General features: G+C 76.7%; 10 protein-coding genes. 8 read left to right on the top strand and 2 right to left on the bottom strand.

The window, feature by feature from the left end:
• Positions 1–16: 16 nt before the first annotated feature.
• Positions 17–1,489 (bottom strand): protoporphyrinogen oxidase, encoded by a 1,473-nt coding sequence (hemG, locus tag ACR80Q_RS13855; RefSeq protein WP_435378218.1) that lies wholly within the window; start codon positions 1,487–1,489, stop codon positions 17–19.
• A complete protein-coding gene (gene hemE, locus ACR80Q_RS13850; RefSeq protein ID WP_435378217.1) occupies positions 1,486–2,550 on the bottom strand; it encodes a uroporphyrinogen decarboxylase in 1,065 nt (354 codons plus the stop codon). Before hemE ends, hemG begins: the two co-directional genes overlap by 4 nt.
• Positions 2,551–2,638: 88 nt before the next feature.
• Between hemE and ACR80Q_RS13845 the strand changes: the two genes are divergently transcribed.
• The 8 genes from ACR80Q_RS13845 to ACR80Q_RS13810 all read left to right on the top strand — a co-directional run bounded on the left by ACR80Q_RS13845 (position 2,639) and on the right by ACR80Q_RS13810 (position 12,003).
• On the top strand, positions 2,639–3,238 hold the full coding sequence (locus tag ACR80Q_RS13845) for a DUF3000 domain-containing protein (protein ID WP_435378216.1): 600 nt from the start codon (positions 2,639–2,641) through the stop codon (positions 3,236–3,238).
• Positions 3,239–3,348: 110 nt separating this feature from the next.
• Positions 3,349–3,948 carry a response regulator transcription factor gene (locus ACR80Q_RS13840; protein WP_435378215.1) on the top strand — a complete coding sequence of 200 codons (600 nt, stop codon included), beginning with the start codon at positions 3,349–3,351 and terminating at the stop codon, positions 3,946–3,948.
• Between the two features lie 34 nt (positions 3,949–3,982).
• Positions 3,983–4,630, top strand: coding sequence for a Crp/Fnr family transcriptional regulator (locus tag ACR80Q_RS13835; RefSeq protein ID WP_435378214.1), 648 nt, complete (start codon positions 3,983–3,985; stop codon positions 4,628–4,630).
• A 325-nt stretch (positions 4,631–4,955) separates the two neighbouring features.
• A complete protein-coding gene (locus ACR80Q_RS13830; protein WP_435378213.1) occupies positions 4,956–5,597 on the top strand; it encodes an ABC transporter ATP-binding protein in 642 nt (213 codons plus the stop codon).
• Positions 5,590–7,122: a DUF6297 family protein gene (locus tag ACR80Q_RS13825; RefSeq protein ID WP_435378212.1), complete on the top strand. Its 1,533-nt coding sequence runs from the start codon at positions 5,590–5,592 to the stop codon at positions 7,120–7,122. The genes ACR80Q_RS13830 and ACR80Q_RS13825 overlap by 8 nt, the downstream gene beginning before the upstream one ends.
• A 22-nt stretch (positions 7,123–7,144) precedes the next feature.
• Positions 7,145–8,548, top strand: a complete 1,404-nt coding sequence (locus ACR80Q_RS13820) for an HRDC domain-containing protein (RefSeq protein ID WP_435378211.1) — start codon at positions 7,145–7,147, stop codon at positions 8,546–8,548.
• Positions 8,549–8,617: 69 nt separating this feature from the next.
• Entirely contained in the window at positions 8,618–9,862 is a 1,245-nt protein-coding gene (locus ACR80Q_RS13815) for a thiolase family protein (RefSeq protein ID WP_435378210.1), read from the top strand.
• A 41-nt stretch (positions 9,863–9,903) separates the two neighbouring features.
• The gene (locus ACR80Q_RS13810) at positions 9,904–12,003 is read left to right on the top strand and encodes a 3-hydroxyacyl-CoA dehydrogenase NAD-binding domain-containing protein (RefSeq protein WP_435378282.1); all 2,100 of its coding nucleotides are present in this window, start codon (positions 9,904–9,906) and stop codon (positions 12,001–12,003) included.
• Positions 12,004–12,157 lie beyond the last annotated feature (154 nt).

Below are 12,157 nucleotides of genomic sequence, written 5' to 3'. Positions count from 1 at the left end.
CGCTGCGGCCAGGGCCCTAGGCCAGGACCGCCGCGGCCGCCGCGCGACCGGACCCGATGCAGGCCGGGACCCCGACCCCGTCGAGCCACGCACCGGCCACCGCGAGGCCGCCCACCTCGGCGACCGCGGCGCGGACCGCCGCGACCCGCTCGTGGTGGCCCACGGTCTGCTGGGGCAGGGCACCACCCCAGCGCACCACCTGCGCGCCGACCACGTCCGGGTCGCCCTGCACGCCGTCCACGGCGAGCAACGTCCGCAGGTCCGCCCGCGCCAGGTCGACCAGCTCCGCATCCGGTCGCTGCAGCACGTCCTGCTCGCCGCGCCGGCCGTAGGAGACCCGGACCAGCTCGCGGCCTGCGGCGGCCTCCGCCAGCCACTCCCACTTGCGGGTGCTGAAGGTCACCGCCTTGGCCCGTACCCCTGCGGCGGCCGCCTCACCCGGCGGCACGAGCAGCCCGGAGCGCTCCGGGACGGCCGAGCGCAGCGCGAGCGCCACGACCGCGACCGAGACCACCGGGACCTCGGCGAGCGGACGCGCCGCGTCCGGGGCGGCGTCGGCCAGCAGCCGCTGCGCCGGGGTCGTGGGCAGCGCGACGACCACCGCGTCGGCCCTCAGCTCGGTGACCGGCCCGGCACCGCCCGCGGTGGCGTCGTCGTCGGGCCCGGTCGCGTCCGGCCGGCCCCCGGTCTGCGCGGGCGAGGTGCGCACGACCCAGCCGCGGGCCTCGCGGCGGAGGTCGTGCACCAGGGTGCCGGTGAGGACCCGTGCCCCCCGGGCCCGGAGCTGCTCGACCGCGGTGTCCACCAGCAGGCTCATGCCGCCCCGCAGCCCGGTGAACACCGGCGCCCCCGGCGTCGCCGCGGCCCCGGCGGCCGCGACCGCGTCCGCGAACGGCTCCCCCCGCCGCCAGGCCGCCCACAGGGCGGGGACGGTGGAGCGCAGGGACAGCTCGTCGGTCCGCCCGGCGTGGACCCCACCGAGCAGGGGCTCCACGAGCAGGTCGAGCACCGGACGACCCGACTCCGCCAGGACGGCCTCGGCCACGCTCACGTCGGGGCCGCGTCGCCGCGCGGCCACCTCCGGACGCTCACGCGCGACGGCCAGGGCGGACCGGGTCAGTGCCACCTCGTCCGGACGCAGCGCCACCGACAGGTCGCTCGCGTGCCCCGGCACCCCCATGACGGTGCCGGTGGGCAGCGAGCGGGCGCCGTCGGTGCGCCAGACGGCGGGCCGGGCGGACGACGGCGTGACGAGGCGGTCCTCCAGCCCGAGCCGGCGGACCAGGTCGACGCCCTCGGGCCGGCGGGCCAGCAGGGCCTCGACCCCGACGTCGAGCGGGAGGTCGTCGAGGTCCGCCCGCCGGACCAGCCCGCCGACCAGCGGCCGCGCCTCGAGCAGGGTCACCTCGGCGCCGGCGTCGAGCAGGTCCAGCGCCGCGGCGAGCCCGCTGACGCCGCCGCCGACGACCAGCACGTGCCGACGGGTCATGCGGTCGGGCTGGGGTCCAACGCCCGGAGCTCGCCCGCCCGGTCGAAGCCGTGCACCAGGTCCACCAGCCGCGCCAGCTGGTCGGGGTCGGTGGGGGGCAGGACACCGTGCCCCAGGTTGAAGATGTGCCCGGGGGCGCGGAGCCCGGCGCGGAGCACCTCGGTCGCGCGCTCGGCCACCACGGGCCACGGCGCCAGCAGCAGGGCGGGGTCGAGGTTGCCCTGCACCGGTCGCGGCGTGCCCGCCGCGGCCAGGCGGTCGACGGCCTCGTCCAGCGGCAGGTGGAAGTCGACGCCCACGACGTCGGCGCCGGCCCGGGCCATCGACGGCAGCAGGTCCTGCGTCCCGACCCCGAAGTGGATCCGGGGGACGTCGGTCACCGAGGCCAGCACCCGCGCCGAGTGCGGCGCGACGTGACGCTCGTAGTCCGGCCGCGACAGGGCCCCCGCCCAGGAGTCGAACAGCTGGACCGCGGCCGCACCGTTGTCGACCTGCACCCGCAGGAACCGGGCCGTGATGTCCGCGACGACGTCGAGCAGGGCGTGGAACAGGCCCGGGTCGGCGTGCATGAGCGCCTTGGTCGCGGCGTGGTCCTTGCTGGGCCCGCCCTCGACCAGGTAGCTGGCCAGGGTGAACGGCGCCCCGGCGAACCCGAGCAGCGGGGTGGCGCCCAGCTCGGCCCGGGTCAGCCGCACGGCGTCGGCCAGGAAGCCCAGGTCCGCGGGGGGCAGCGCCGCCAGCGCGTCGACGTCGGCCGCGGTCCGCACCGGGGCCCCCATCACCGGGCCCGTGCCGGGCACGATGTCGACGTCGACCCCGGCCGCGTGCAGCGGCACGACGATATCGCTGTACAGCACCGCGGCGTCGACGCCGTAGCGGCGCACCGGCTGCAGCGTGATCTCGGCGACGAGCTCCGGGGTGCGGCAGGCCTCGAGCATGGCCGTGGAGCCGCGCGCCTGCTTGTACTCCGGCAACGAGCGGCCGGCCTGCCGCATGAACCACACCGGGGTGCGGTCGACGGGTTCGCCTCGGGCGGCTCGGACCAGGTCGGGGGTGCTCACCGGTCGATGGTGTCATCCGCACCGACCGCCCCCGGACACGCCCGGGCCGTAGCGCCCCGGCGTCGTGGTCGCGACCTACTCTCGGCTGGTGACCACCATCCGGTCCTCGGCGCCCTCGTCCGCCGTCTTCGACGAGGCCGTGGCCGCGTTGCGCTCCGCGCAGGTGCGTCCCGAGGTCCGCCTGGGCGAGATCCCGCCGCCCCGTCGGGTCGCCCCCTACGCCCACGCGGTGGAAGGGCACGTCGACCTGTCCGCGATGCCCCCGACCACCGGGCTCGAGGACGACGTGGAGGAGGCGGGGGGGCGGTTCGTGCTGCTGCACGACCCGGACCGCCCCGACGCCTGGGACAGCGACCTGCGGGTCATCGCCCTGGTCAAGGCCGTGGTGGAGCCCGAGCTCGCCGCCGACCCGATGCTGGCCGACGTGGTGTGGGCGTGGCTGGGCGAGGCGCTGGTGGCCCCCGACGTGCCCGCGCACCGTCTCGGCGGCACGGTCACCCGGGTGGTGTCGGAAAGCTTCGGCTCGCTGGCGGACCGACCGGCCGCGATCCAGGTCGAGCTCCGCGCGTCCTGGACCCCGCTCGGGCCGTTGGACGCCCAGCTGGACGCCTGGGCGGACGTGCTGTGCCGGCTGGCCGGGCTGCCGCCGCTGCCCGCCGGGGTCAGCGCCCTGCCCCGCCGCCGCTGAACCCTCCTCACCGCTCCGCTCCGGTGCCCCCGACCGCTCAAGGTCGCCGGTACCGCGGCCGATGAGCAGTCAGGTGAGGAGACGTCTCCCCACCTGAGGAGGAGGCACCCATGTCCACCCTGGTCCACGAGCGGGCTCGGATCCCCCTGAGCCGAGGCCGGTTCCACGCCGCCGTCGTCGCCGGGTCCCCCGGCCTGCGCGAGTCGCTGGTGCGCGTGCTCACCTCCCTCGGTGCCGCCGACGTGGCCACGGCCGGTCTCGTCGAGGAGGCCCGGCTGCTCGGCCGCGGCACCCCGACCTCGCTCGCCGTGGTCGAGTGCCAGCTGCCCGACGGGTCCGGCATCGCTGCCGTGGAGACGCTGCGGTCGATGGGCTGGACCCGGACCGTCCTGCTGTCGCAGTCCACCGACCCGTTCACGGTGCGCGGCGCCCTGATGGCCGGCGCCCGGTGCTTCCTGGTCACCAACCGACCCAACGCCCACTCGGGGCCCGCCGGCGCGTCCGACCCCGGCGTCGACCAGCTGTCGGCGCGCGAGATCGAGGTGCTGGCGCTGGTCGCCGACGGCCGCTCCAACAAGGAGGTCGGGGAGTCCCTCGGCCTGTCCGCCCTCACCGTCAAGAGCCACCTGGCCCGGATCGCCCGCAAGCTGGGCACCGGCGACCGGGCCGAGATGGTCGCCATGGCCATGCGCGCGGGCGCCGTCGCCTGAGCCACGGCGGCCTCGCCGGGGTTACAGTCCCCGGGTGCCGCAGGACCCGTTCTCGGGGCTCGCCGACGACGAGCGCACGTCGGTGCTGGCCCGGATGCAGCCCCGCAGCTACCGCGCCGGTTCGACGGTGTTCCGCGAGGGCGACCGCGGCGACGGCCTGCACGTCGTCGAGCACGGCCACGTGGTGGTGCGCCGGACCACCCGGGACGGCGACCTGGTCACGCTGGCGGTGCTCGGTCGAGGTGACTCCTTCGGCGAGCTGAGCCTGCTCGTGCCCGAGGCCACCCGCACGGCCGACGTCGTGGCGCTGGACGACGTGCGCACCCGGGTCCTGCACCGCAAGGACCTGGACCGGGTGCGGACCCTGCACCCGAGGGTCGACCGCGGCCTGCTGCTGGTCCTCGCCGCGCAGGTCCAGCGGCTCAGCGAGCAGGTCCTGGACGCCCTGCACCTGCCGGTCGACGAACGCATCGTGGCGACCCTGGTCCGTCTCGCCGACCTCTACGCCGAGGGCGACGGCCCCGTCGTCATCCCGATCCGCCAGGAGGACGTCGCCGCCATGGCCGGGACCAGCCGGCCCACCGTCAACCGGTTGGCGCGTCGGCTGGAGGGCGACGGGATCCTGCGGCTCGGCCGGGGCCGCACGGTGGTCCTGGACCGCGACCGGCTCGCGCACGCCTGAGGACCACCGGGTCGGGCGCGCTGCTGCACCACCAGGACCGCTCTGCGCGGGCGGCCGAGGCGGCGCAGCAGCGCAGGCCCGGCGACGGCCGTCGAGGCCTGCCCCCGGACCGGGAGCCACAGGGGTCTCGCGACGGTGGTCCGGGCTGCGCCCCGGCCGTCCTGGTCGCCGTCGGTGGAGCGTCGTGTCCGCGTCGCCCGCATGCCGACCTCCTGCGCACCAGCCCCTGCGGTGCTCCCGGGACCGATCCTCCGCGACCACGGCCGACACGTCTGTCGCGCCGGCGACACAAGGCCGGGGCGGGACGTCGTCCTACGCTGGGTGGGTGGTGACCACCTCCGGGCTGACCGTGCGCGGGCTACGACGCCGCTACCCGGGCCCGGGCTCCCCCGTCGTGCTGGACGGCTGGGACCTGGACGTCGCCGCGGGGGCGGTGGTCGTCCTGGTCGGGGCCAACGGGTCCGGCAAGACCACGGCGCTGCGCTGCGTGGTGGGCGCGGACCGACCCGACGGCGGCGAGGTGCTGCTGGACGGACGCCCGCTGGACGAGCGGGACCCCGGCACCCGACGCGCGGTCGCGTCCTCGCTGGGCGACGCCGACCTGCTCGACGACCTGACCGTCACCGAGCACCTGGACCTGCTGGCCCGGGCGCACGGGGTGCCCGACCCGGCCGGCGTCGTCGACGAGGTCCTCGCGGGCACCGGGCTGGACGCGGTCGCGGACCGGTTGCCGGCCACCCTCAGCTCGGGGCAGCGTCGACGGGTGCTGCTCGCGGCGACCGCGGTCCGGCCCTGCCGCCTGCTCGTGCTCGACGAGCCGGAGCAGCGCCTGGACGACGACGGTCGGCACTGGCTGCGTCATCACCTGCGCGCGGTCGCCGCGACGGGGGCCGCCGTCCTCCTCGCCAGCCACGAGCCCGGTCTCGCCGCAGCCGTCGGCGGTCGGGAGGTGGCGGTCGGTGCCTGACCGCGGGCCGTCCCGGACCACCGGGACAACGGGCGCCGGGAGGCCGGGCGCCGGGACGACGGACTGGTCGGAGCGGCTGGGACGCTGGTACCTGACCGTGCTGACGACCGCAGTCGTCGGGTCGCTGCTCGTCGCGGCCGTGCTGCACCTGACCGACGCCGCCGGGTGCACGGCACCCGCGCCCTGCCTGACCGACGGGCAGCGGCCGGCGCTCGCCGGCTCGCTGTCCGTCCTGCTGCTGGGTCTGCTCGGGGCCGGAGCCCGGGCCCTGGGCCCGCTGGGCGTCACCGCCGGCGAGGCGACCTGGCTGCTGTCCACCCCGGCGGCCCGCGGGCGCCTGCTGCTGCCCGGCCTGGTCCGTGCCCTGCTGGTGGCAGCCGCACTGGGGGCGGCGGGCGGCACCGCGGTGGGGCTGCTCGCCCTCGGACCCGACGTCGCCCTCGCGGGGCGGGCCACGGGCTGGGCCGCGCCCGGCGCCGGCGTCGGGCCGATCGCCCTGCTGGGAGCCGCCTCGTCGGTCGGGGTGGTCGCCGGGCTGGTGCTGCTGCAGGTGAGGGCGGCCGCGACGGGCGCCCCTGGACGGCCGGTGCGGGCCGTGACCCTGCTCGGCGCGCTCGCCACCGCCGCGGTCGTCCTGCTGCCCGGCCCGCTCCTGCCCGGCTCGCCCCTGCCCGACCTGCTCCTGCCCGGCGCGACGACGGGTGGCGCGTCCCTGCCGCTCGGGCTGGTCGCCGGCCTCACCGTGCTGGGTGCCGCCGCGGTGACCGCGGTCGCCGTCCTGCGGCTGGACCGCATGCCCGTCCGGGTGCTGCTCGGCCCCGGCAGCGCCCGGCGCTCGGTCGTCGGCGCGGTCCTGCGCCTGGACACCGACGTCCTCGGCACGGCGGGGGCGCCCCCCGGTCACCGTCGCGGCTGGGCCCGGCTCCGCCTGCCGCGCCAGGGCGGGGTGTGGACGGCGCTGGTCGTCGTCGGTGCGCTCGCGGTCACGAGCCGGCCGGAGCGGGTGCTGGACGCCCTGGTGCTGCTCGTCGTGCCCCTGGTGGTCGCGTCACTGCTGGGCACCCCCGCCGGGCTGGCCGCGGCCACGGCCGTCGCCACGGCGCTCGCCACCCGGACGGCGGTCCCGGTCCGCGCCCTCACCCGGTCCGCGTCGCTGCAGCGCAGCCTGCCCGTCGACCTCCGGCGGGCCCGCGCCGCGCTGCTCGTGGCGCCCGGCCTCGTCGTGCTCGTCTGGGCCCTGCTCGCCGCGCTCGTGACGGGCGCCCCTGCGTGGCAGGGGCTCGCGCTCGCCGGCGCCGCCCTCGCCGGCGCGGTGCGCTCCGCCACGCCCCCCGCCGGGGACGCGGGGGCGCTGATGATGACCGAGGCCGGGCCGGTACCGCTGGGCACGGTGTCCGACCCTCTCCGTGGGGCGGACGCCGCCGCCCTCGCCGTCCTCCCCCTGCTGCTGGGCGCCCCGGTGTGGCTCGCGCTGGCCGCACCCCCGCTGGTCCTCCTCGCGCTGCTGCGTTCGGGCCCGCGCTGACCGGCTCCCCTACTGTGGCGGGGTGCCCGACCCTCTCGCCGACCCGTTCCGCGTGCCCGACGCCTTCGTGACCCCTGCACCGCAGGACCGGCCGGCCGCCACCGCGCCCGCGGCGGCCCCGTCCCGCGACGAGGCGCCCGAGCCGGGTGCCCCCGCCCAGGACCCGCCGGCCGTGCCCGTGCTCAGCGCCCCGCGCGACGGCACCCCTGACGTCATCACCACCCAGTCCGCCCTCGACGCCGCGGTCGAGCACCTGGCCGCGACCGACGGTCCCGTCGCCGTCGACGCCGAACGGGCCTCCGGCTACCGGTACGGGCAGGCCGCCTACCTGGTCCAGCTCCGTCGCGAGGACGGTCCGATCGTCCTGCTGGACCCGGTGGCCGATCTGGACCTGACCGGGCTGGCCGCCGTTCTCGACGGTCCCGAGTGGGTGCTGCACGCCGCCTCGCAGGACCTGCCGTGCCTGGCCGAGCTGGGGCTGCGCCCCCGCACCGTCTTCGACACCGAGCTGGGCGCCCGGGTGGCGGGACTGCCCAAGGTGGGGCTGGCGGCCGTCACCGAGCACTACCTCGGCGTCGGGCTGGCCAAGGAGCACTCGGCCGTCGACTGGTCGACCCGGCCGATGCCCACGTCGTGGCTGACCTACGCCGCGCTGGACGTCGAGCTGCTGCTGGACGTGCGCGACGCCATGGCCGCGGACCTGGAGCAGCAGGGCAAGCTGGGCTGGGCGCGCGAGGAGTTCGCGGCCGTCGCCGCGGCCGGCCCGCCCGCCCCCAAGGTCGACCCGTGGCGCAAGACGTCCGGGGTGCACAAGCTCCGCTCCCGCCGGGCGCAGGCGGTCGTGCGTGCCCTCTGGTACGCCCGGGAGGAGCAGGCCCGCCGCCGCGACGTGGCCCCCGGGCGGGTGCTCCCCGACGCCGCCATGATCAACGCCGCCACGTCGCAGCCCCGCACGCTGGAGGCGCTGGCCGGCCTGCCCGTGTTCTCCGGCCCCGCCAACCGGCGGCTGGGCCGCTACTGGCTCGACGCGATCGACGAGGCCCTGGCCCTGCCCGAGAAGGACCTGCCCGGTCCTCCGCCCCGCAGCGACGGCCCCCCGCCGATCCGCGCCTGGGCCGACCGGGACCCCGCGGCCGCCGCCCGCCTCGTGCACGTGCGTGCCGCGCTCGCCGGCCTCGCGGCGGAGCACGACGTGCCGCTGGAGAACCTGCTGACCCCGGACACCGCGCGGCGCCTCGCCTGGGACCCGCCCGGCACCACGGTCGAGGACGTGGCTGGGCTGCTGCGGGGCCGGGGAGCCCGGGAGTGGCAGGTGTCGCTGACCGCGCCCGCGCTGAGCACGGCCCTCGCCGCCGGGGCGGCCCAGGCCGCGGCCGGGTCCGGGTCCGTCACCCGGACGGACCCCGACGAGGGTTCGACCCCGTAGTTACCGAGCGGTAACATAGGTCGGGCAGCCCGTGAGGACGCGGGCGCCCAGACCGATCCGGGAGGCCCCGTGCCCACCACCGTCAGAGATGTCGTCTTCGTGGACGGCGTCCGCACCCCCTTCGGCAAGGCCGGCGACAAGGGGATGTACGCCCAGACCCGAGCCGACGACATGGTCGTGCGCTGCATCCGCGGCCTGCTGGAGCGCAACCCGTCGCTGCCGCCGGAGCGGATCGACGAGGTAGCCGTCGCAGCGACCACCCAGACCGGTGACCAGGGTCTGACCATCGGCCGGACCGCGGCGCTGCTCGCGGGTCTGCCGAAGTCGGTCCCGGGGTTCGCCATCGACCGGATGTGCGCGGGCGCCATGACGGCGGTCACCACGACCGCGTCGGGCATCGGCTTCGGCGCCTACGACATCGCCGTGGCGGGCGGGGTCGAACACATGGGCCACCACCCGATGGGCTCCGGCGTCGACCCCAACCCCCGCTTCGTCGCGGAGAAGATCGTCGACCCGTCGGCGCTGGTCATGGGCGCGACCGCGGAGAACCTGCACGACCGCTTCCCCCACATCACCAAGGAGCGCGCCGACGCCTACGCCGTCGCCAGCCAGACCAAGCTGGCCGCGGCCTACGAGTCCGGCCGGCTCCAGCAGGGGCTGGTCACGATGGCCACCCGGCACGCCGAGCGCGGCTGGGGCCTGGCCACGGCCGACGAGCCGCCGCGTCCCGGCACCACGGTCGAGGACCTGGCCTCGCTGAAGACCCCGTTCCGCCCCCACGGGCGCGTGACGGCGGGCAACGCCGCGGGTCTGAACGACGGCGCCACCGCCTGCCTGATGGCCGAGGCGAACACCGCCCGCGAGCTGGGCCTGACGGCTCGGATGCGCCTGGTCGGCTACGCCTTCGCCGGGGTCGACCCGTCCGTGATGGGCGTCGGCCCGGTCCCCGCGACGGAGAAGGCGCTGCAGCGTGCGGGCCTGAGCATCGACGACATCGGCCTGTTCGAGATCAACGAGGCCTTCGCCGTGCAGGTCCTGGCGTTCCTCGACCACTTCGGCATCGCCGACGACGACGAGCGCGTCAACCCCTGGGGCGGGGCGATCGCCGTCGGGCACCCGCTCGCGTCCTCCGGCGTGCGGCTGATGAGCCAGCTCGCCGACCACTTCGAGACCCACCCCGAGGTCCGCTACGGGCTGACCACCATGTGCATCGGCATCGGGATGGGCGGCACCGTCATCTGGGAGAACCCGCACCACGCCGACGCCGGCGACTGGGCCCGTCCCGCCACCACCGACGAGGAGGACGCCGCGTGAGCGCCGCCACCGACACCGCCACCCGCTACGACCGTGACGAGATGACGGCGCTGTTCGCCGACGAGGTCGTCACCGCCAGCCACGTCCAGCTCGTCCCGCTGACCGACGGCGGGCAGCTCGCGCTGCTCACCCTGGACAACGGCCACGACCACACCAAGCCGACCACCTTCGGCCCCGCCGGGCTGTTCGGGATCGGCGACGCGCTCGACGGCCTCGCCGACGGCATCGCCTCCGGTCAGGTCCGCGGGGTCGCGATCACCGGCAAGCCGTTCATCTTCGCCGTGGGTGCCGACCTCAAGGGCACCGGTCAGGTCGTCACGCGCGAGCAGGCCCTGGCCGTCGCCCGGCTGGGCCACGACGTGTTCCGCCGCCTCGGCGAGCTGGGCGTGCCCACGTTCGCCTTCGTCAACGGGGCGGTGATGGGCGGCGGGCTCGAGATCGCCCTGCACTGCACCCACCGCACCATCTCCTCCGGGGTGCCCGCCGTGGCGCTGCCCGAGTGCTTCCTCGGCCTGGTCCCCGGCTGGGGCGGCACCTACCTGCTCCCCCGCCTGATCGGCGTGCCGGGCGCGCTGACCGTGATGGTGGACAACGCCCTCAACCAGAACCGCATGCTCACCGGCCCCAAGGCGTTCGGCCTCGGCATCGCCGACGTCATGTACGAGCCGGCCGACTTCCTCGAGCGGTCCGTCGCCTGGGCCGCCGACGTCATCGCCGGTCGCGTCACGGTCGAGCGCACCGACCACACGGCCGACGCCGCGACCTGGGACGGTGCGGTCGCCGCCGCCCGGGCCGGCGTGAAGGCCCGCCTCGGCGGGGCCGCGCCCGCCGCCCCGCGGGCCATCGACCTGGTCGAGGCGGCACGCACGAACGACCGCGACGCCGGGTTCGCCGCCGAGGACGAGGCGTTGGCCGACCTGATCGTGTCGCCGCAGTTCCGGGCCGGGATGTACGCCTTCGACCTGGTCCAGCGGCGTGCCAAGCGTCCGGTCGGCGTGCCCGACAAGGCCCTGGCCCGCCCCGTCGGCTCCGTCGGCGTGGTCGGCGCGGGCCTGATGGCCTCCCAGCTCGCGCTGCTGTTCGTCCGCCGGCTCAAGGTGCCCGTCGTCATGACCGACCTCGACCAGTCGCGCGCCGACGCGGGCGTCGCCCGGGTCCACGGCGAGCTCGACACCCTCGCGGGCAAGGGCCGGATGGGCCCCGACGAGGTCAACCGGCTCAAGGCCCTCGTCACGGCCGGAACGGACCACGCCGTGTTCGCCGGGTGCGACCTCGTCATCGAGGCCGTCTTCGAGGAGATGCAGGTCAAGAAGCAGGTGCTGGCCAGCCTCGAGCAGGTCGTGCGCCCCGACTGCGTCCTCGCCACCAACACCTCGAGCCTGTCGGTGGCCGAGATGGCGGCGGACCTGCAGCACCCGGAGCGGATGGTCGGGTTCCACTTCTTCAACCCGGTGGCGATCATGCCGCTGGTGGAGATCGCCCGCGCCCCCCGCACCGACGACGCGACCGTCGCGACGGCCTTCGCGGTCGGCAAGCAGCTGAAGAAGTCGTGCGTGCCGGTGCAGGACGCCCCCGCGTTCGTCGTCAACCGGCTGCTGATCCGGATGCTGTCCGAGGCGTTCGCCGCCGTCGACGAGGGCACCCCGCCCGACGTCGTCGACGCCGCGTTCCGTCCGCTCGGGCTGCCGATGTCCCCCCTGGTGCTGCTGCAGCTGGTCGGCCCCGCCGTCGCGCTGCACGTGCTGGAGAGCCTGCACGAGGCGTTCCCCGACCGGTTCACGGTGTCCAGCACCCTGCAGAAGGTGGTCGAGGCCAAGCAGCCGGGCATCTGGTCCTGGGACGAGCGCGGCAAGCCGTACCTGGCGGAGGAGACGCTCGCGCTGCTGCCGTCGGGCGGCGCCGCCAGCAGCCCCGACGAGGTCCGGGAGCGCGCCCTGTCCGCCCTGGCGCAGGAGGCCGGTCTGCTGCTGGCCGACGGGGTCGTCAACGACCCGCGCGACATCGACCTGTGCATGATCACCGGCGCCGGCTGGCCGTTCCACCTGGGCGGGCTCACCCCGCTGCTGGACCGCGAGGGGTACAGCGACCGGGTCAACGGCCGACGGTTCCTCCCGGCGGGGGCGGCCAGCCTGCCGGGCTGAACCGGTCCTCCGCGCGCCCCCGGGCGCAGCACGTCGAGCCGGTCACCGGTGGGGGCCCCGTCACGGCGGGACCACCGACGGTGACCGGCTCCCGTGCATCCGGGTGACGTGCGCCGCGCCCCGCCCCGGCGGGTTTGTGGGCGGGCCCGCACCG

Origin of the sequence: Aquipuribacter aurantiacus (assembly GCF_051216895.1) — a bacterium.
Classification (GTDB): Bacteria; Actinomycetota; Actinomycetes; order Actinomycetales; family JBBAYJ01; genus Aquipuribacter.
This window is presented reverse-complemented; position numbering and strand designations above follow the sequence as displayed.